At 50.2% G+C, this 20,203-nt stretch carries 21 protein-coding genes, 1 pseudogene and 1 other annotated feature; of the genes and pseudogenes, 21 read left to right on the top strand and 1 reads right to left on the bottom strand.

Translation table 11 applies throughout. The annotated features are described in order from the left end of the window. Nucleotides 1-2 precede the first annotated feature (2 nt). The 6 genes from FFM82_RS00110 to rplT all read left to right on the top strand — a co-directional run bounded on the left by FFM82_RS00110 (nucleotide 3) and on the right by rplT (nucleotide 5,984). Nucleotides 3-1,397 (top strand): replication initiation and membrane attachment family protein, encoded by a 1,395-nt coding sequence (locus tag FFM82_RS00110; RefSeq protein WP_225425554.1) that lies wholly within the window; start codon nucleotides 3-5, stop codon nucleotides 1,395-1,397. A gap of 2 nt (nucleotides 1,398-1,399) precedes the next feature. Further along, on the top strand, nucleotides 1,400-2,335 hold the full coding sequence (gene dnaI, locus FFM82_RS00105; RefSeq protein WP_137643835.1) for a primosomal protein DnaI: 936 nt from the start codon (nucleotides 1,400-1,402) through the stop codon (nucleotides 2,333-2,335). Nucleotides 2,336-2,688: 353 nt separating this feature from the next. Then, complete coding sequence (gene thrS / locus FFM82_RS00100; RefSeq protein ID WP_137643834.1) at nucleotides 2,689-4,653, top strand: threonine--tRNA ligase; 1,965 nt, start codon at nucleotides 2,689-2,691, stop codon at nucleotides 4,651-4,653. Nucleotides 4,654-4,706: 53 nt separating this feature from the next. Next, nucleotides 4,707-4,830, top strand: a sequence feature (ribosomal protein L20 leader region). 44 nt (nucleotides 4,831-4,874) lie between these two features. Then, nucleotides 4,875-5,375 (top strand): translation initiation factor IF-3, encoded by a 501-nt coding sequence (gene infC / locus FFM82_RS00095; protein WP_170178160.1) that lies wholly within the window; start codon nucleotides 4,875-4,877, stop codon nucleotides 5,373-5,375. A 21-nt stretch (nucleotides 5,376-5,396) separates the two neighbouring features. Further along, entirely contained in the window at nucleotides 5,397-5,591 is a 195-nt protein-coding gene (rpmI, locus tag FFM82_RS00090; RefSeq protein ID WP_003638526.1) for a 50S ribosomal protein L35, read from the top strand. A 36-nt stretch (nucleotides 5,592-5,627) separates the two neighbouring features. Next, a complete protein-coding gene (rplT, locus tag FFM82_RS00085) occupies nucleotides 5,628-5,984 on the top strand; it encodes a 50S ribosomal protein L20 (RefSeq protein ID WP_137643832.1) in 357 nt (118 codons plus the stop codon). 113 nt (nucleotides 5,985-6,097) lie between these two features. Here rplT and FFM82_RS00080 read toward each other — a convergent pair whose 3' ends face one another. Further along, nucleotides 6,098-6,541, bottom strand: a complete 444-nt coding sequence (locus FFM82_RS00080) for a GNAT family N-acetyltransferase (protein ID WP_137643831.1) — start codon at nucleotides 6,539-6,541, stop codon at nucleotides 6,098-6,100. A 250-nt stretch (nucleotides 6,542-6,791) separates the two neighbouring features. On the opposite strand from FFM82_RS00080, the gene FFM82_RS00075 reads away from it, so the two are divergent. The 15 genes and pseudogenes from FFM82_RS00075 to FFM82_RS00005 all read left to right on the top strand — a co-directional run bounded on the left by FFM82_RS00075 (nucleotide 6,792) and on the right by FFM82_RS00005 (nucleotide 20,068). Further along, on the top strand, nucleotides 6,792-7,319 hold the full coding sequence (locus FFM82_RS00075; protein ID WP_137643830.1) for a YqeG family HAD IIIA-type phosphatase: 528 nt from the start codon (nucleotides 6,792-6,794) through the stop codon (nucleotides 7,317-7,319). After that, on the top strand, nucleotides 7,319-8,455 hold the full coding sequence (gene yqeH / locus FFM82_RS00070) for a ribosome biogenesis GTPase YqeH (protein ID WP_137643829.1): 1,137 nt from the start codon (nucleotides 7,319-7,321) through the stop codon (nucleotides 8,453-8,455). The genes FFM82_RS00075 and yqeH overlap by 1 nt, the downstream gene beginning before the upstream one ends. A gap of 15 nt (nucleotides 8,456-8,470) precedes the next feature. Next, entirely contained in the window at nucleotides 8,471-8,785 is a 315-nt protein-coding gene (locus tag FFM82_RS00065; protein WP_137643828.1) for a YhbY family RNA-binding protein, read from the top strand. Between the two features lie 13 nt (nucleotides 8,786-8,798). Then, nucleotides 8,799-9,434: a nicotinate-nucleotide adenylyltransferase gene (locus FFM82_RS00060; RefSeq protein ID WP_137643827.1), complete on the top strand. Its 636-nt coding sequence runs from the start codon at nucleotides 8,799-8,801 to the stop codon at nucleotides 9,432-9,434. Further along, nucleotides 9,418-10,035: a bis(5'-nucleosyl)-tetraphosphatase (symmetrical) YqeK gene (gene yqeK, locus FFM82_RS00055; protein ID WP_137643826.1), complete on the top strand. Its 618-nt coding sequence runs from the start codon at nucleotides 9,418-9,420 to the stop codon at nucleotides 10,033-10,035. The genes FFM82_RS00060 and yqeK overlap by 17 nt, the downstream gene beginning before the upstream one ends. A 13-nt stretch (nucleotides 10,036-10,048) precedes the next feature. Next, nucleotides 10,049-10,405, top strand: a complete 357-nt coding sequence (gene rsfS, locus FFM82_RS00050) for a ribosome silencing factor (protein WP_137643825.1) — start codon at nucleotides 10,049-10,051, stop codon at nucleotides 10,403-10,405. Then, nucleotides 10,406-11,140 carry a class I SAM-dependent DNA methyltransferase gene (locus FFM82_RS00045; RefSeq protein WP_137643824.1) on the top strand — a complete coding sequence of 245 codons (735 nt, stop codon included), beginning with the start codon at nucleotides 10,406-10,408 and terminating at the stop codon, nucleotides 11,138-11,140. It begins immediately after the preceding gene. A 17-nt stretch (nucleotides 11,141-11,157) separates the two neighbouring features. Then, entirely contained in the window at nucleotides 11,158-12,291 is a 1,134-nt protein-coding gene (locus FFM82_RS00040) for a nucleotidyltransferase (protein ID WP_137643823.1), read from the top strand. A 133-nt stretch (nucleotides 12,292-12,424) separates the two neighbouring features. Continuing rightward, nucleotides 12,425-12,979: a YceD family protein gene (locus FFM82_RS00035; RefSeq protein WP_137643822.1), complete on the top strand. Its 555-nt coding sequence runs from the start codon at nucleotides 12,425-12,427 to the stop codon at nucleotides 12,977-12,979. Nucleotides 12,980-13,039: 60 nt separating this feature from the next. Then, entirely contained in the window at nucleotides 13,040-13,219 is a 180-nt protein-coding gene (gene rpmF, locus FFM82_RS00030; protein ID WP_137641762.1) for a 50S ribosomal protein L32, read from the top strand. Nucleotides 13,220-13,459: 240 nt separating this feature from the next. Next, nucleotides 13,460-14,395, top strand: a complete 936-nt coding sequence (locus FFM82_RS00025) for an aldo/keto reductase (RefSeq protein WP_137643821.1) — start codon at nucleotides 13,460-13,462, stop codon at nucleotides 14,393-14,395. A gap of 216 nt (nucleotides 14,396-14,611) precedes the next feature. After that, on the top strand, nucleotides 14,612-16,048 hold the full coding sequence (gene gnd / locus FFM82_RS00020) for an NADP-dependent phosphogluconate dehydrogenase (RefSeq protein WP_137643820.1): 1,437 nt from the start codon (nucleotides 14,612-14,614) through the stop codon (nucleotides 16,046-16,048). Between the two features lie 142 nt (nucleotides 16,049-16,190). Further along, nucleotides 16,191-17,546, top strand: a pseudogene (locus tag FFM82_RS00015) (replication-associated recombination protein A). A gap of 186 nt (nucleotides 17,547-17,732) precedes the next feature. Further along, nucleotides 17,733-18,419, top strand: coding sequence for a response regulator transcription factor (locus FFM82_RS00010; protein WP_003638551.1), 687 nt, complete (start codon nucleotides 17,733-17,735; stop codon nucleotides 18,417-18,419). After that, complete coding sequence (locus tag FFM82_RS00005; RefSeq protein WP_137643819.1) at nucleotides 18,419-20,068, top strand: HAMP domain-containing sensor histidine kinase; 1,650 nt, start codon at nucleotides 18,419-18,421, stop codon at nucleotides 20,066-20,068. Before FFM82_RS00010 ends, FFM82_RS00005 begins: the two co-directional genes overlap by 1 nt. Nucleotides 20,069-20,203 lie beyond the last annotated feature (135 nt).

The following is a 20,203-nucleotide window of genomic DNA, read 5'->3' as shown; positions in this document are numbered from 1 at the left end:
CGATGGCAATGAACGAGGAACCAGAATTAACGCCGAAAACCGGGCTGGTCGTTGCGGCGGCCCCCGCGTTAAGCGCTGCGCAACAAGCGGCCTTAGCCAAGCTTTATTTACCATTGATCGGGCCGCTGGCTTATAGCCTGTACGCCGCGTTGCGGTCGTTACAAACAACTGAAAATGAGTTGAGTAACCGGCGCAGCCATACGGCGTTGCTTAGTGTGCTGGGGGTCGATCTCCCCACCGTGTTGACGGCGCGCCGTAAGCTGGAAGCAACCGGACTGCTTCAAAGTTACTTTCAAGAAGACCAGATTGGCGCCGTTTATATTTATCAATTACAGGCGCCGCTGCCCGCAATCCAATTTTTTGCGGATGATTTACTCAGCGTCCTGTTATTGGACACGGTCGGTGAACACCGCTACCAGCAGTTAGTCGACGAGTTCACCCCGCCGGCAATCGGCTTGTCCAAGGCGCAGCGGGTGACGGCTAACTTACTAGACGTCTTTCATTTGGATGGTCAAAAGGTGACCGAGTCACCGCTCGCCGTGCAATCAGCGCGGGCCCAGTTAGCAGCTAACGCCCCGGCAACGCGTGCGCCGACGACGATTAGTGAGGACGCGTTTGACTGGCAACTGCTGGGCCAGGTGCTCAAACAAAATTACGTTGACTTAAAGCAAATTGCCGGTTTGCGGCAACTGATTATCACGGAGAGCCGGGTCTACGGTATCAGTGAGATCGAGATGGCTAAGTTAATTTCGGAAGTTGCTAGTTTAACGACCGGTCAATTTGACGAAAACCAGTTAAAGCTGTTGATTGCCCGCCGCTACGAACGACCGAGTGCGCCGGTAACGACGCCGGATACGACAACTGCGCCACAGACCCCGGCCCCGGCTCGCGATGGGCAGTTGTCGCCGGCTGAACAACAGTTAGTCAACCTTGCCAGGGCGACCGCGCCGAATGACTTTTTGAACGCGTTAAAGGCGGAAAAGCACGGTTTTGTCACTTCTGGCGAACAGCGCTTATTACACGACTTAGTTGGCCGGGGTGTTTTATCGAACGCCGTGATCAACATTTTGATTTATTACCTGTTGCAAAATCGGGGCTTGGCCGCTTTGAACCGGAACTTATTGGAAACGGTCGCTAACGATTGGCAACAACAGGGCATGACGACCCCCGAGGACGCGCTGACTTACATTAAGAAACGCCAGCAACCGAAAAAGCCACGGACGCCGCGGCGCAACGGGCGACCGGTGCGTAAGGAAGTATTGCCGAAGTGGGCTCAAAAACAAGCGGGGGCGGCGCCGAAATCTAAGGCGGCCGCTAAACAGTTGACGGAAGCACAACGCAAGCAGTTGGCGGACCGAATCGCCAAGCTTGAATCAAATTCAGGTCAGGAGGACTAAGGATGGAGAATGTATCCGATACGTTAAAAACGCTGATGAATCGGCGTAACTTAAATCATCGCTACGAAGCCTTGATGGATGCGGTCTATCAAGATCCGGACGTCCGGCAATTTTTGGCCGCCCACCAGCAGGACTTGTCAAAAGACGCGTTGGAACGGTCCGCAGCGAAGCTCTATGAGTTTTGCGAAGAAAAGCGCAAAATTGCCCGCCACGAACCGACCCAGGCACCGGGGTACCAACCGGAACTGGTGATGAGTAACCACCTGATCGATATCGCGTACCAACCGACCCCCCAGCTGCAAGAAGCGCAGGCTGCCCGCGAGCTGCAACAACGGGTACGGTCGATCAGTATGCCGAAGAGTATTCAACACGCCAAGTTGTCGACCTATGATCAGGACGGTGACCGGGCGACGGCATTAATGGGGGCACTGGACTTTATTGACGCGTATACCCAGGCACCAAAGCAGTTCCATCAAGGACTGTACCTCTACGGTTCGTTCGGGGTCGGTAAAACCTACTTACTGGGGGCCATGGCTAACGAGCTGGCAACCAAGGGCTTTCAAACGACCCTGATTCACTTTCCAAGCTTTGCGACCGAGATGAAACGGTCAATCAGTAATAATACGACGGCGGATAAGGTCGATGCGATCAAGCGGTCACCGTTATTGATGATCGATGACATTGGCGCCGATGCCTCGTCAGCCTGGATTCGTGACGACGTTTTAGGCGTCATGTTAGAGTACCGGATGCAAGAAGAGTTGCCGACCTGCTTTTCATCGAACTTCTCGATGCAGGAACTGCAGGACGGTTACTTGACGCTGTCACAAAAGGGTGACGAAGAACCGGTCAAGGCTCAACGAATCATGCAAAGGATTCGCTTCCTGGCGACGGAAATTGAGATGGTCGGTCGTAACCGGCGGCTCAATCCGGACGGCTAAGTGGGCGTGAAAAAGTTTTACGGCTACTAGTTGACTTTTCAATGAAAAGTGGTTTAATGAAAACAGATGCAAAAGACACGCTTTGTTTACTTGTGATTGCAGAGATTTCGGCCTAGTTCTGGAAGCCGAAAACCAGGTTTACGAAGATACCACTTTTGTGAAGATGCTCAAATGAGCCGGAACGCGTCCGTTATTAGCGCTAATGAGTCGGTCCGTTTAACGGGCCGAAAAATCGGGTGGAACCACGTCATTGACGTCCCTAATACTAGTTTATGCTGGTATTAGGGACTTTTTTGTCGTCCCGGCGCGGTGTTTTGGTGAGTGGGTAAATTTTTAAGGAGTGTGTCAAATTTATGGCAAGTATTAATGTTAAGTTCCCAGATGGTGCTGAAAAGCAATTTGATGCCGGCGTAACGACGGAAGAGATTGCTAAGTCAATCAGTATTTCATTGGCTAAGCGGTCAGTTGCGGGTAAGTTCAATGACCAGATCGTCGATTATCGTCAACCTTTAACCACTGATGGTTCTATTGAAATTATTGCGGGCGACAGTGAAGACGGTCTGAACGTTTTACGGCAAACCGCTGCTCAAGTCTTGGCAAACGCGATTAAGCAACTTTTCCCAAACATCCACTTTGGCAGTGGTGAAGGTAATGCTGACGGGTTCTTCTTCGATACGGATAACCCCGCCGAAGACGGCAAGCAGATTAGCAAGGATGACCTAGAAGCCATCAGCTTGAAGATGAACGAAATTATCAAGCAAAACTTACCGATCAGCCGCGAAGTCTTATCTAAGGCCGACGCCTTAGCCTTGGTTGGTGACGATCCTTACCAACAAGACTTGGTTAACGAACGTGCCGACGCCAACAACGGCGAAGTGGTCGTTTACAAGCAGGGTGACTTCGTTGACTTATCCGACGGGGCGCAATTAGCTTCTACCGGTAAAGTCAGAGTCTTCAAGTTATTGTCCGTTGCCGGCGCTTACTGGCAAGGCAAGTCCAGTAACCCAATGTTACAACGGATTTACGGGACGGCCTTCTTAAAGCAAAAGGACTTGGACGCCGACTTAAAGCGGCGCCAAGAAGCCCGCGAACGTGATCACCGGGTTATCGGTAACGAACTCGACTTATTCTTTGTTGATCCGAAGGTTGGGAACGGGTTACCTTACTGGATGCCAAACGGTGCCACGATTCGTCGCCAAATCGAACGTTACATTATCGATAAGGAAGTTGCTAATGGTTACCAACACGTTTACACGCCAGTCTTAGCAAACTTGGACGTTTACAAGCAGTCTGGTCACTGGGACCACTACCGTGAAGACATGTTCCCACCAATGGACATGGGTGATGGCGAACAACTTGAATTACGGCCAATGAACTGCCCATCCCATATTCAAATTTATAACCACCACATCCGCTCATACCGTGAATTACCATTGCGGATCGCCGAACTTGGGATGATGCACCGTTACGAAAAATCAGGTGCCTTGACCGGGTTATCACGGGTTCGTGAAATGACCTTGAACGACGGCCACACGTTCGTTGCTTTGGATCAAATCGAAGACGAATTCAAGAAGATCTTGAAGTTGATGGTTGAAGTATACGAAGACTTCGATATTTCCGACTACCGCTTCCGGTTAAGCTACCGTGATCCTGAAAACAAGGAAAAGTACTTCGATGACGACGCTATGTGGGAACGGAGCCAAAAGATGCTGAAGTCCGCCATGGATGACATGGGCTTAGATTACTTCGAAGCTGAAGGGGAAGCCGCGTTCTACGGTCCTAAGTTGGACGTTCAAACCAAGACGGCCCTCGGTGGTGAAGAAACCTTATCGACCATCCAGTTGGACTTCTTGTTACCAGAACGTTTCGACTTGAAGTACGTGGGTGCCGATGGTGAAGAACACCGGCCAGTGATGATCCACCGTGGCTTAGTGTCAACGATGGAACGGTTCGTGGCCTACTTAACTGAAATGTACAAAGGAGCCTTCCCAACTTGGTTAGCACCTAAGCAAGTGACAATCATTCCGGTTAATAACGGCGCTCACGGTGCCTATGCTGAAACGATTCGTCGCCGCTTAGCAACTGCCGGCGTACGTGTCAGCATCAATGACCGTAACGAAAAGATGGGCTACAAGATCCGCGAATCACAAACTAAGAAAGTGCCTTACTTATTAGTCGTTGGGGATCAAGAAGTTGCCAACGGTAGCGTTTCGGTCCGCAAGTACGGTGAAGAACGGACTGAGTCTGAAGGGGTCGACATGTTTATCGGCGCCATTACCCAAGAAATTCAACACTACAGCCGCGGTGCCAGCAAGTAATTCTAAAACTTAGTTGACAGTGATGGTTAATGCTGTTATAGTATTGAAGTTGAGAAAAAAAGCAGAAGCACCCGCTTCTCGCCTTGGTGACCAGTGTCATCGGGCAGATGAACGATGAATTAATTCCCATTAACGGGGTTGAGCGGGCGTTTTATGCGCCCGCTCTTTTTGTGGATTTCTCTAAAATTTTACGGAGGTGAATTACCATAGCTAAAGATTCAATGGTTAATGACGGCATCCGTGCTCGCGAAGTGCGTTTGATCGCCAGTGATGGTGAACAATTAGGTGTCAAGTCACGACAGGACGCAATGAAGATTGCTGAACAAGCCAGCTTAGACCTGGTACTGGTTGCTCCGAAAGCGAAACCACCCGTTGCCAGAATTATGGATTATGGGAAGTATCGCTTCGAACAACAAAAGAAGCAACGTGAAGCGCGTAAGAAGCAAAAAGTGGTCAGCGTCAAGGAAGTCCGCTTGAGCCCAGCGATTGACACTAACGACTTTAACACGAAGCTGAAACACGCTGAAAAGTTCTTGTCGAAGGGTGACAAAGTTCGCGTTTCCATCCGGTTTAAGGGTCGCGCGATTACCCATAAAGAAATTGGGCGTGAAGTGCTGAACCGAATGATCGCAGCGACAAAGGAATACGCATCCGTGGAAGCCTATCCTAAGATGGACGGCCGCAGCATGTTCCTTGTCCTTGCACCAAAAACTGATAAGTAATTTTTAGGAGGATTATTGATTATGCCAAAACAAAAGACAAACCGCGCCGCTGCTAAGCGCTTCAAAGTAACCGCTAAGGGTAAAATTAAGAGCGCCAACGCTTTCACTAGTCACCGTTTCCATGGTAAGACTAAGAAACAACGTCGCCAATTACGTGGTACGGCTATCATTGAAAAGCCAATGGTTAAAACTTACCACAAGTTATTACAAAAATAATTCACAACGTTTTAGTTAAATCTAGGAGGAAATAAGATGGCTCGAGTAAAAGGTGGAACTGTAACACGTAAGCGTCGCAAACGCATTTTAAAATTAGCTAAGGGTTACCGTGGTGCTAAGCACATCCAATTTAAGGTTGCTAAGGACCAAGTAATGAAGTCATACGAATACGCATTCCGCGACCGGAAGAAGCGTAAGAGTGACTTCCGTCGTCTCTGGATTGCCCGGATCAACGCCGCAGCCCGGATGAATGACATTAGCTACAGCCAATTAATGCACGGTTTAAAGGTTGCTAACGTTGACATGAACCGTAAGATGTTAGCTGACTTAGCCGTTAACGATGCCGATGCTTTCAAGGCATTAGCTGACACGGCGAAAAAGGCACTTGCTTAATTAACTTGAAATAATTCCGATTTAACGTCGCTCGTTCAACACGACACGGTAAGTTGGGTCAACTGGTGGTCGTCATCTTCGGGTGGCGGCCCTTTTTGATTGGCGAACCGGCGTTAAGTTCGCTTCATATATAATATTGGGTAGGGGTTGCCCTGCTCGTCACGGGCACTTCTTCGATAAACGGTGAACCCCATGTGTTCGTAGAAGCCCCGTGCCAGCGGATTTTGTTCATTGACGGCTAGGTCGGTCACGCCGTATTGCTCGATGCCGGCTTGAAGTAACGCTTTTCCGGCGCCGTGGCCGCGTTCATTAGCGGCAATGAAGAGCATCTCAAGGTGGTGTTCGGCGATGCCCATAAAGCCGACCGGTACGTGCTGATCATTTTCAATAGTAATTAATTGCGGCACTTCTTTAAGCGCTTGTGGAACGATTGTTTTGATGCTTGCAATTTTACCTGCAGATAAGAAATGGTGGCTGGCTTGAACCGAGCTTTCCCAGACGGCTAATAGTTGGCTGATTAACGCGGCGGGGCGATTTTGAACGCTGCTAATTTTCATGGGGATACCTCCGTGATTGATAATTTATCCCAATTATACGATAAAAGTGGTGCGCGTGGCGGTCGGCGTTGGCTGGATCCGGCTAATGATTACAGTTGCTAATTTTTAGAAAACAAATTAATATATAATGATGACACAATTTTGATTAACGGGTGCGAGCGGCACACGGTATTTGCGGACCGGATATGCTAAAATGGGAAAGAGTACTACTGCCGCGGCAATAATTTAGTGAGAAGTAAAGGGGATCGTAATGATTAAGCAATTTAAACCAACCTGGATGATACCAGCAATTTATAACGTCACACCGGCGCAGTTACGCGCACGGGGGATCAAGGCCGTGTTTGCCGACCTGGACAACACGCTGATTGCTTGGAATAATCCGGACGGGACCCCGGAGCTAAAGAAATGGATGCACGGCTTGCAAGACGCGGGAATTCCGTTGGTGGTCGTTTCGAATAATTCGGAACCTCGGATCGCCAAGGCTTTGGAAAAGTTAGATTTACCGTTCGTTTCGCGGGCGTTGAAGCCATTACCACTTGGTATCGGTAAAGCCCGTAAGCAGTTAGGACTGCGACGCGAAGAAGTGGTGATGGTCGGCGACCAATACATTACGGACATGTGGGCCTCGCACTTAGCCGGGGTGCGCAGTATTTTAGTCCGGCCACTGGTGACGACCGATGCTTGGAATACCCGTATTAACCGATTCTTTGAACGCTTCATTAAAGTTCGGTTGGCACATTTGTACCCAGAGATGCATTTTCAGGAGGAACTTAAATAGTGAGTGAATCAACTCAGGAAACTTTATACTGTATTGGTTGTGGGGCGGCGATTCAAACGACCGCACCGCAAGCGGCTGGTTATACGCCGGCAAGTGCGCTAAAAAAGGCGCTGGCGACGGATACCCGTGACTTATATTGTCAACGCTGCTTCCGTTTACGCCACTACAACGAAATCGTGCCGGTCGGTCTGACCGACGATGATTTCCGCCACTTACTGGCGGCGATTCGTGATGCAACCGCGTTAGTCGTTTACGTGGTCGATATTTTTGATTTAAACGGGAGTATCATTCCGGGACTCCAACGGTTCGTTGGTGACAATCCGGTCCTGTTGGTCGGTAATAAGGAAGACGTCTTACCACGGCAAATCCGCCGAACCAAGGTCCGTGAATGGATGAACCAACAAGTTCGGGCTCAGGGCATTAAGCCGGTCGACGTCGCGTTGACTAGTGCCAAGAAGGGTCATTCGATCGACGACCTGTTAGCGCTGATTGAAAAGTACCGCCGCGGTCGCGACGTTTACGTGGTTGGGGTGACCAACGTTGGGAAATCAACGTTAATTAACCGGATTATCGCAAATAACACCGGCTTAAAAGACCTGATTACGACGTCGCGGTTCCCAGGGACCACCTTGGATAAGATCGAGATCCCACTGGATGACGGTCAGAAAATGGTTGACACGCCGGGGATCATTCATCCGGAACAAATGGCCCACGTCCTCAGTGGTGACGACTTAAAACTCGTCTCACCACAAAGAGAGATCCGGCCCAAGGGTTACCAACTCGGCAACGGTCAAACGTTGTTCCTCGGGGGCGTGGCACGGTTAGACATTATTGACGCGCTAAAGCCGACTGGGACGGTCTACGTGGATAATAATTTACCGCTTCACCGGACCAAGACGGAAAACGCCGAAAACTTTTACGCTAAGCACGTCGGCGAGCTGATCACGCCACCAACTGGCGACGCGGTCAAAGATTTTCCACCGTTAGTCCGGCACGAGTTCAAGACGACCGCCGTGACCGACATCGTCTTCGAAGGACTCGGTTGGGTGACGGTCGGTGCTGATACCCGGGTTGCCGGCTGGGCACCACGGGGCGTGGACGTCGTTACGCGGCCAGCAATGATTAACAAGAAATAGGAGACCGAATCAAGTATGCAAAATTTACGTAGAAAACAAAAGCGCTACCTACGGGCTGAAGCCCATAACATGCGGCCGCTATTTGCGGTTGGTAAAAATGGGTTGACCGACGAATGGTTAAGTCAACTAGTGGGGGCGCTCGATAAGCGCGAACTCATCAAAATTAATATTTTACAAAACGCGGACGTGACAACGGCGGACGTTAAGGCCGCCGTTGAAAGTCACACCCCGATCACGGTCGTGCAAACGATCGGGCGGGTGTTAGTGTTGTACTTGCCGGCCAGTCACGAAGACGATCGGCACTATTCTTTAGAAGTCGAAAAGATGTAGGGAGGAATTACGGGTGCACACGGTTAGTCAGACAGCGACGGAAGTCGTCGCGGAAACGGTGACGGATTATCCGCACCGCCGCGTCGGTATTTTAGGTGGGACGTTCAACCCGCCACACTTGGGCCATTTAATTATGGGCCAACAGGTGGGTGATCAGTTGGGATTAGATGAGGTCCGTTTTATGCCGGACGCTCAGCCACCGCACGTCGATGAGAAGACCGCAATTGCGGCCAGTGACCGGGTGAACATGGTGCAAGCCGCCATCGTTGATAACCCGTTGTTCCGTTTAGAAACGGCGGAAATCAAGCGTGGCGGTAAAAGCTACACCTTTGACACGATGAAGGTGCTCAAAGCCGCTCACCCGGATACCCAGTATTACTTTATTATCGGTGGTGACATGGTCGACTACTTGCACACTTGGTACCGCATTGACGACCTGTTAAAGTTGGTGACCTTTGTTGGCATCAAACGGACCGGTTACCCGACGACCAGTCAGTACCCGGTCATCTGGGTCGACGCGCCACTGATTGATATTAGTTCCACCCAGATTCGCAAAAAAATTAGTCACGGTCACACGGTGCGGTACTTAGTTCCCGACGCGGTGGCCGCTTATATTGAGGAGCATCATCTTTATGAGCAACAAGATTAACTATCAGGAAAACATTGTGCCGTACACCCACGAAGAATTAATGGCCAAAGTGGCCGCCCAATTAACGGATAAGCGTTACCAGCATTGTCTGCGGGTCGAAGCGACGGCCCGGAAACTAGCTGCGGCCAACGACGTGGACGTTGAACTGGCAGGGATTGCCGGTTTATTACACGACTATGCGAAGCAACGGTCGGATAAGACGTTTATCAAATTAATTAAAAGCCGCGGTTTGGATCCTAACCTAGTTTCTTATGGCAACGGGGTCTGGCATGGGGTTGTGGGTGCGGAACTCATTAAAGATGAATTAAAAATTACCAACGAAGACATCTTAACCGCAGTCCGGCAACACACGGTCGGGGCCCCGGTCATGTCGAAGTTGGCACAAATTATTTTTATGGCGGACTTCATTGAACCGGCCCGCGATTTTCTGGGGGTCGACGTGGCCCGCAAGTTGACCAAGCAGTCCTTAGCCGACGGTGTGCGTTACCAAATCCAGCATACCTTGGCTTACCTGGTTCAAAAAGGGGCCCCGGTCTACCCCCAAACGTTAGCAACTTATAACGCGTGGGTTGGCAAGGTCCCCGCACTTTATCACGAATAAAAGGGAGAATTACATGGAAAGCAAAGAACTATTACAATTAGCCGTTGAAGGTGCCGATGACAAACGCGGTGAAGACATTGTCGCGTTGGACGTGGCGAAGGTTAGTCTGATGGCGGATTACTTCATGATCGTATCTGCCGATTCTAAGCGGCAAGTCCAAGCCATCGCCGATAACGTGGTGGAGTTCATTCGTAAAGCCGGCTCCGACGTTAAGAGCGTTGAAGGCCGCGCCACTGGCGACTGGGTCCTGATCGACGCCGGTGACGTGATCGTCCACGTCTTCCAAAAGGATGCCCGGGCACATTATAACTTGGAAAAGTTGTGGTCGGATGCGCCGTTAGTTGACGTCCAACAGTGGGTAAACGCCTAGATGATCTACCAAACGTTTGCCGAACTTTACGACGAACTTTTCAATCCAGCCCTGTACGCACAGTGGCTGGATTTTGTGCGTCGTCAACTACCGGCCAAGGACGGCCAATTACTGGAACTCGCATGTGGGACCGGGCGCTTAGGCGTTTTATTAGCTGAGGCCGGCTACCACGTCACCGGGTTGGATCTATCGTCGAATATGCTGGCCCTGGCCCAGGAGCACGCCGAAACGGCCGGGGTGACCTTACCGCTAATTGAGGGCGACATGTTGGATCTCAGCGAAATCGGGACGTTTGACGCGGTGACCTGCTTTGCCGATTCGTTTTGTTACTTACCGGACCTAGCGACCGTCCAACAAGCTTTTACGCAGGTAGCGCAACACTTAACGGCGGACGGTACGTTCCTGTTTGACGTGATTACGCCGTACCAGACCGATACGGTGTATCCCGGTTACATGTATAATTATCGCGATGAATCGCGAGCGTTTATGTGGACCAGTTACGCCGGTGAACACGGCCACAGTGCCGAACACGATTTAAGTTTCTTCATCTATAATGATCAAAAAGAAGCGTTTGATGAAGTCAGCGAACTGCACCGGGAACGGACTTACGAACTGGCGGAATACCGGCAGGCGTTAGCCACTGCCGGGTTCAGCCGCGTCACGGTCACGGCTGATTTTGGCCAGCAACAACCCGATGAACAGACGACCCGCTGGTTTTTTGAATGCCACCGTTAAAATAGGGAGTGAGCCGGATGCGCGCGGTTGGACTGATAACTGAATATAACCCACTGCATAACGGGCACCGTTACCATATCCAGACGGCTAAACAGCTGACTGGGGCCGACTGCACGGTCGTGGTGATGAGTGGCAACTGGTTACAACGCGGTGAACCGGCGATTTTAGATAAGTGGACCCGCGCCAAGCTTGCGCTCCAAAACGGGGCCGACCTCGTAATTGAATTGCCGGTCTACTTTGCCACCCAGCCGGCGCACTTATTTGCGCGCGGCGGCGTGACGTTGTTGAGCGCGCTGGGGGTCCGCCACCTGGTCTTCGGGGCCGAACACCCGCAACTGGACTTTGCGCGCCTAGCCCGAACGCTGGCTGAACAACGGGCCGACTTTTCGGCGTATAACGCGACCTTTGCCACCCAGTTCAATGCGGCTTTGCAGGCGGCTACCGGGGTGACCCTGACCCACGCTAATGACATGCTAAGTTTTTGTTATTACGTGGCGAATCAGCAGTTGCCACGGCCGATGACATTATTACCGATTCAACGCCAACGGGCGGATCACGCCGACACGACGATTGACGACCGCCACTTTGCCAGTGGCACGGCGATTCGTGAGGCCGCGTTTGCTCGGCAGTGGACGACGATTCAACCGGTTGTTCCGGCAGATACGTTTGACCAGTTACAACGGCAACGGCTGCAGCGCTGGGCGGACTTCTGGCCGTTTTTACAGTACCAGCTACTGACGGTCGGCGTCGCGCAAAGCGGTCAGTATGACCAGATGGCGGAAGGGTTGGAGTACCGGATGCGGGAAAAAGCACAGACCGCCACCGATTTTGATGACTTTATTCACCAGGTCAAGTCAAAACGTTACACTTACACCCGCCTGCAACGGGTCGCGACCGCGGCGCTGTTGCAACTGACGCAGGCCGAAGTGCAGGCCGCGCAGGCGCAGCCGTACATTCGGGTGCTAGGGTTTAACGCGACCGGACAGACTTATTTACATCAGGTCAAAAAGCAGTTAGAATGGCCACTATACACGAAGATTAACAAGGACCTACGCCAGCACGCCATGAACCTGGACTACCGGGCGGGGCGGGTCTACGAATTGGTTAACGGTCAATCGCAAGATTTATACCGACGGCCGTGGCGTTTTTAGCGCAATGGTTGACCGCAGCCGACTTTCTTGTTAAAGTGGTGGAGTTAACGCATTTTAGACTGTCAAGGAAAAAACATTGACAAAGGATTTTCACACAGGTATAATTTATCACGTTGCATTAGGAGGTTTTTAAATGAAATGGTCACTTTCACAGCTGAAAAGCACCCGTGAGACACCACTTCAGTTTGATGAAGCGTTGGATTTAAAACATCCCCTGATGACGCGTTATTCTGAAATCATGGACGTTAAGACGGTTCACGTTAAGGGAATCGCTAGTTATGATAAGGATAGCGTCTTAATTTCAGCGGCCGTTGAAGCAACCTTGACGTTGCCTTCTAGTCGGTCGTTGACGCCGGTGGACGTTCCGCTGGCCTTTCAAATGACAGAATACTACGTTCCGCAGGGGACTGATCTCAGCCGTTTCGACGAAGAAGTCGATACGGTGATCATCTTACCGGAAGACGATATTTTGGATTTTGACGTCGCTGTAGAGGATAACATTTTAATTCACATCCCCATGCAGATTCTTTCTGAAGCTGAGTTGAATGGCGAACCCATGCCGACTGGTAAGGGTTGGGAAGTCTTAAGTGAAGACGACCTCGCTGACCAAGCTGCAGAACTTAAAACTGTTGATCCGCGTTTAGCTAAATTAAAAGACTTGTTCCCTGATCAGGAAGATAAGGATTAGTTTAGCCCGACGCATCAAAACTCACATTATTGTGAATCCCTTTGAAGGAGGTGTAGGTTGATGGCTGTACCAGCAAGAAGAACATCTAAGACTCGTAAACGCAACCGTCGTGGTCATATTAAATTGGCTACTCCTAATTTGGCACCATGCCCAAATTGTGGTGAATTACGTGTATCACACCGTGTTTGCCCAAGTTGTGGTTTCTACAACGGCAAGCAAGTCGTTAAAGTAAACAACTAATTCCGATTAGTTGATGAAAAACGCCATTGCGGCCATGGCGCATGGCACTTTTCTTTACAACAAAACGATCTTAAAAAACTCGCTTAGGCGGGTTTTTTTAATACCCTTTTTTCGACTTCCCCCGTTAATGCTAACTTTCCGAATAAACCGGCTAAATGGTGTCGCGGTAGCTGGTGCCCTACACTGAGGGTGTAGCTGGTCATGACCAGTTAATCGGGTATAATAATGGAGGAATTTGACATGAAGACAACACCAAACGTTGTGTTAGGTACTTGGGCGTGGGGTGATACTGATAATTACTTTGGCAATCACGACGACCCGGCGCACTTTCAAGCGGTCTACGATGAAGCGTTAAAGGATGGGCTGAACTTTTTTGATACCGCCTACGCGTACAGTCGCGGGAACGCGGAGAAGATTTTAGGACGGGTCAGTGCCAAAACGCCGCGGGATCAAATTATGATTTCAACCAAGTTTACCCCACGGATGGCACCAAAGACGGTTGATCCGGTCGCGACGATGTTTGCGGGTAGCCGGGAGCGGCTGCACACGGACTACGTTGACTATTACTGGATCCATCACGATGATGACGTTGAAACTTGGACGCCGCAACTGATTTCCTTACTCCAGCAGGGGTTAGTCAAGCACGTTGGCGTGTCGAATCACACGTTGCCAGAAATTAAGCGGGTCCAAGAAATTTTAGGTGCGGCCGGCTTTAAGTTGTCGGGGGTTCAGAACCACTTTAGTTTATTGGACCAGACGTCCGCGCGTGAAGGCGTGTTGGATTATTGTCATCAAAATGGGCTGACCTTTTTCGCTTACATGGTCCTAGAACAGGGCACGTTAACCGGCAAGTATACCGTTGACCACCCGTTTCCAGCAACTAGCTCACGTGCCAAGGTTTACAATCACCAACTGCCCCAACTGACTAAGTTAGTCGCCAAGCTAGCGACAATTGGGCGCGCGCATCAGCTGAGTGCGGCCCAGACGGCGATGGCCTGGGCGGTTGCTAAGGGCACCTTACCAATTATTGGGGTCACCAAGGTCGCCCAAGTGGATCAAGCCGCGCAAGTTGCGGCTACCGCGTTATCAGCGACCGAAATGGCCGAGCTTGACCAGGTGGCCAGTGCGACCCAGGCGGACACGGTCGGTTTCTGGGAACCGGACTTTCAACGTTAAAGATTATCCTAGGAAGAAGTCGTGAGCAATCACGACTTCTTTTTCTGTCATCGGACACTGAAAGTCGCCCAATTGTGGGGATACTTTTATGAAAAAAACTTTCGGTGTGCAACTATTTTTATGAAATTAATTTTATAATTCACAGCGGTTTACTTTAATAAGCGTTCTTTTTTTGGTACGATAGGTTCGTAATAAAAATTGGGAGGTTCTAAGCTAATGAGTAACGAAAAACCACAAATTGGTGTTATCGGAATGGCCGTCATGGGTAAAAACCTGGCGTTGAACATTGAAAGCCGCGGCTACAAGGTCGCCATTTTTAACCGGACGGGTTCCAAGACCGAAAAGGTGATGCAGGACCACGCTGACAAGCAATTAGTCCCAAGTTATAAGATCGAAGACTTCGTGGCGTCACTAGAAACGCCACGGCGGATCATTATGATGGTTAAGGCTGGTAAGCCAACCGACATGGTGATCGATGAATTATTACCACTGTTAGATAAGGGTGACGTCTTGATCGATGGTGGGAACACGAATTTCAACGACACGATGGCCCGTAACGCCCGGCTTGATAAGTCTGGGATCAACTTTATCGGTATGGGGGTTTCCGGTGGTGAACTGGGTGCCTTACAAGGCCCATCGTTGATGCCTGGTGGTCAAAAGGAAGCTTACGACCTAGTTGCCCCAATTTTGGAAAAAATTGCGGCTAAGGCGCCCCAAGACGGTGCTCCTTGTGTCACTTATATTGGACCAAACGGTGCCGGCCACTACGTAAAGATGGTCCACAACGGGATCGAATATGGTGACGAAGAGTTGATTGATGAAAGCTACAATGTGATGCGTAACGTTGCCGGCTTGTCGGTCGACGAAATGTCCGAAATCTTTACCGACTGGAATAAGGGTGAACTCAGCAGTTACCTGGTTGAAATTACGGCCGACATTTTATCACGCAAGGACGATTTAGGCGATGATAAGACGAAACCAATCGTTGACATGATTTTAGACCGTGGGAACAACAAGGGGACTGGTAAGTGGAGTTCCGAAGACGCATTGAACGTCCAAGTGCCACAATCCGTGATCACCGAAGCCGTTTACGCCCGTTACATCTCCATGATGAAGAACGAACGGGTCGCTGCTTCCAAGAAGTTAGCGGGTCCTAAGAACGACTTACAATTACCAGCCAAGGAAGAATTGGTTGAAAAAATCCGGCAAGCGCTCTACTTCAGTAAGATTATGAGTTACGCCCAGGGCTTTGAACAACTACGTTTTGCTTCTAAGCACTACGACTGGGACTTGAAGTTTGGTGAATTAGCCCAAATCTGGCGGGCCGGTTGCATTATCCGGGCCCAATTCTTACAAAACATTACCGATGCCTTTGATAAGAAACCGGACTTAAACAACTTATTGATGGACGACTACTTTGCCAATATCGCCGCTAAGTACCAACAAGCAACGCGTGACGTCTTAAGCTTAGCCATCCAAGCCGGAGTACCGATGCCAGCCTTTAGTGCCGCCATTTCGTACTACGATTCATTCCGGGCCGAAGTTTTACCTGCTAACTTGTTACAAGCCCAACGGGACTACTTTGGTGCGCACACCTACGAACGGACCGACCGTGAAGGTAACTTCCATTACACTTGGTACGAAGAACAATAATTTTAAGCTAAATTTGAACAATGTAGCAGCCCGTCTGGCACTCAGCCTGGACGGGCTGTTTTTTAGTGGGAGTAAAAATTGTTCAGAACGTACGTTCGTGATAAACTAGACTTAGTAGATTATACGAGAAAGAAGGGGTTGCATGCGCCAGGAGTCGTTATTTAATCAGCACGCCACGACCAGTAGTCCGCTGGCGTACCGGGTGCGACCAACCAATTTGGATGGGTTTAAGGGGTAGGAGCACCTGCTCGGCCGTGGTAAGTTATTGCGGCAACTAATTGCCGAAGACCAGCTACCATCCCTGATTTTTTGGGGACCGCCGGGGGTGGGGAAGACTACGTTGGCGGAAATCATTGCCCAACAAACTAAGTCGCACTTCATCACCTTTAGCGCGGTGACTAGCGGCATTAAGGAAATTCGGCGAATTATGGACGAGGCGGAAGCCAACCGTGATTTTGGCGAAAAGACGATCGTCTTTATTGATGAAATCCACCGGTTCAATAAGGCGCAACAGGACGCCTTTTTGCCGTACGTGGAACGCGGTAGTATCACGTTAATCGGTGCAACGACCGAAAACCCGTCGTTTGAAATTAACGCGGCCCTGTTATCCCGCTGTAAAGTGCTGGTACTAAAGGAACTGTCGGAAACGGCACTGGTAGCGATTTTAAAGGCGGCGTTGGCTAACCCCAACGGTTTTCCAAATTTAAAAGTGACCCTCCAACCGGACGCGCTTGACCTGATCGCCGCTTTCGCTAACGGCGATGGTCGGATGGCGCTCAACACGCTGGAAATGGCGGTTTTAAACGGTGAACGGGATGGCCAGCAGGTGACGGTCACTAAGGCCGGTCTCTCACAGTTGATCAATACTAAGTCGTTACGTTATGACAAGAACGGTGAGGAACACTATAACATTATTTCGGCGTTGCATAAGTCGATGCGCAATAGTGACGTCGACGCGGCCATTTATTGGTTGATGCGGATGTTGAACGGTGGTGAAGACCCGCTGTACATTGCACGGCGGTTGATTCGCTTCGCCAGTGAAGACGTCGGCTTGGCGGACCGGCAGGCGTTACCGCTGACGGTGGCAGCTTACCAAGCCTGCCAGTTAATTGGGATGCCCGAATGCAACGTTAATTTGACGGAGGCGGTCACCTACTTAGCATTGGCGCCTAAGTCGAACGCCCTGTACGTTGCCCAGGCCAAGGCTCAGGCCGACGTGAAAGCAACCGGAAATTTACCGGTGCCGTTACAGATTCGCAACGCGCCGACCAAGTTAATGAAAACGTTAGGTTATGGTGACCATTATCAATATGCGCACGACACGGCTGATAAATTAACTGATATGCAGACGATGCCGGACGAACTAGTGGGCCACACTTATTACCAGCCGACTGATCAAGGTCAGGAACAAACTTGGCGCCGGCGGTTGGCGGCCATTAAGTACTGGCACCGCACCCATGATGATCAAGCTTTTGATAATGAAAATGATAATCAATAACTAAATAAGGGCGCTTTCCTGATAAAATTAATTTAATGTTAAGAGTGGCGTTAAATTCTGCGGTATGAAATTTACCATATTCATGTTAAAATAACATGTTGTATAATAAGGATACCGGAGACCGTACCAGCAAACCGGTTTGGCACGGTTCTTAGATAAGTAAACATTAGGAGTGACTAAAAGTAAATGAGTCGTATATTAATTATTGAGGATGAAAAAAATCTGGCCCGCTTTGTTGAACTTGAATTAAAGCACGAAGGCTACGATATTCAAGTTGAATATAACGGTCGTAAGGGGCTGGACGCCGCTTTAGCCGAAGATTTTGATGCCATCCTGTTGGACTTAATGTTGCCAGAACTAAACGGTTTGGAAGTTTGCCGGCGGGTCCGGGAAGTTAAGAATACGCCGATCATCATGATGACGGCGCGCGATTCAGTGATCGACCGGGTTTCTGGTCTGGATCACGGGGCCGACGATTACATCGTCAAGCCGTTTGCGATTGAAGAATTGCTTGCACGCTTGCGGGCACTGCTTCGTCGAATTGATTTGGAAAGTGAACAACAAAGTACGAAACAAACGACCGTCACGTATAAAGACTTGACGATTGAAAAGGAAAACTTAGTGGTCAAACGCGGGGACGAAGTCATTAACTTGACCAAGCGCGAATACGAATTACTGCTGACGCTGATGGAAAACATCAACGTGGTGCTCGCACGCGACGTGTTACTGAATAAAGTCTGGGGTTACGAATCGGAAGTTGAAACCAACGTGGTGGATGTTTACATTCGGTACCTCCGTAATAAGATCGACCGACCGGGTGAAAAGAGTTACATTCAAACTGTTCGTGGGACTGGATACGTGATTCGGTCCTAATGACTGACCGGGTTCAAAACGACGTGGCGCAAAATCAGCGTCGCCGCTGGTCGTTGAAATGGAAGTGGGCGCTCGGGACCGCAATTGGGACCGCGCTCATTTTTATTTGCTTTTCAGCCCTGGTTTATAAGAGCTTCACGAACCTCTTGTTACGCCAGGAACAGCGCGACGTGATTAGTGCGATTTCCACCGTCCAACAGTCGTTGAAAAGTGAATCAACGGGGCTGACGATTAAGTCGGTCGCCGCTAAACTGCAACCGGAAGCCAACGTTGAGCCGGCGACCGGCATGTATGAACGCCGCACCGGCGCGTTACAAACCACGATTTTTTCCGATTCTGAATTGACTGCCCTGTCACGGACCAACTTAGCCGTGACCGTCTACGATCCGCACGGGACGACCTTATATTTATCGCGTAAGGATAGTCACGAATTTAAGAAGGATGCCAACCGTAAAGTGGCCCGCGTCGGCCGGGGGTCGGCGACCGAATTAGTTGGTCGGGCACCGATTCGCGCGGCTAAAAATCATAAGCTAATCGGTTACGCGCAGGTCACGAATAATTTAAGTGATTATCATAATACGACCCACAATCTGATCTGGATCTTTGTCGTGATGACAATGATTGCGATTTTTGGGGCGGCGTTGTTAGGGTACTTCTTAGCCGCGTTCCTGTTGCGACCGATGCGCCACATTACGAAAACCATTAATGCTGCTAAGGCGGACCCGCAGACCGATTCACGGGTACCGGAGTTGAAGCAAAATGACGAGTTATCCGATATCGCGCGGTTATTCAACGACATGTTGGACCAAATGCAGCGCTACATCAATCAGCAACAGCAGTTCGTTGAGGACGTTTCTCACGAATTACGGACGCCAGTGGCAATTATTCAGGGCCACATGGAGCTTTTGAACCGTTGGGGAAAGGATGACCCACAAGTGTTATCCGAGTCGTTAGCGGCCAGCTTGGCCGAAACCAAGCGGATGCAAAGTCTGGTTCAGGAAATGTTGGACCTATCACGTGCGGAACAGTTGGAAATCAACTTTAGCCGTGAGACGACCGACGTTCAAAAACAGGTCAGCCAAGCGTTCAACGATTTTCGGATGATTCATCCGGACTTCCGCTTTACCTTTGACGACGACGTTAAAAAGCCGGTTTACGCGCAGATCTATCGTAACCACCTAGAACAGGTGCTGATCATCTTGCTGGATAACGCGGTCAAGTACTCGACGCGTCGCAAGGAAATTCACCTGTCGTTATCAACTGACCGCCGTAACGTTGAGGTGGCGGTTCAAGACTTTGGTGAAGGTATCGCCACCGATAACCTCGACCGGGTCTTCAACCGCTTTTACCGCGTTGATAAAGCCCGGAGCCGCGACAAGGGTGGTAACGGGTTGGGGTTATCGATCGCCCAACGGTTAATTGAAGGTTACCACGGCAAGATTAGCGTGGAATCGGTCGTTGGTCAGGGTTCGATTTTCCGCTTCCAGTTACCAATTTTACGTGATCCGGAACTGTTAGCGGTGGCCGAAGAAGAAACCGATAAGGTCGAAAAAATTGCGAAGTCCGAACTACCGGCGGGCATCAAGCCGGCCACGCCTTCGGACGAGCCACCATTGGATGACCACGAACACGACCACCATCCGAACTAAATTTAATCCCCCTTTAGGGTCAGCCAAACGGCGCTATGCTATAGTCCCCTTAAGGTTGACAGATGAAAAACTATAATTTCGTCTATCAACTCTAAGGGGATTTTACTATGCCTAGAAGCAAATTCACGGCCGAAG

This window comes from Lactiplantibacillus plajomi (assembly GCF_005405405.1).
In the GTDB taxonomy this organism is placed as follows: Bacteria; Bacillota; Bacilli; order Lactobacillales; family Lactobacillaceae; genus Lactiplantibacillus; species Lactiplantibacillus plajomi.
Note: the sequence above shows the minus strand (reverse complement) of the source record. Positions and strands in the feature narration are given on the sequence as shown.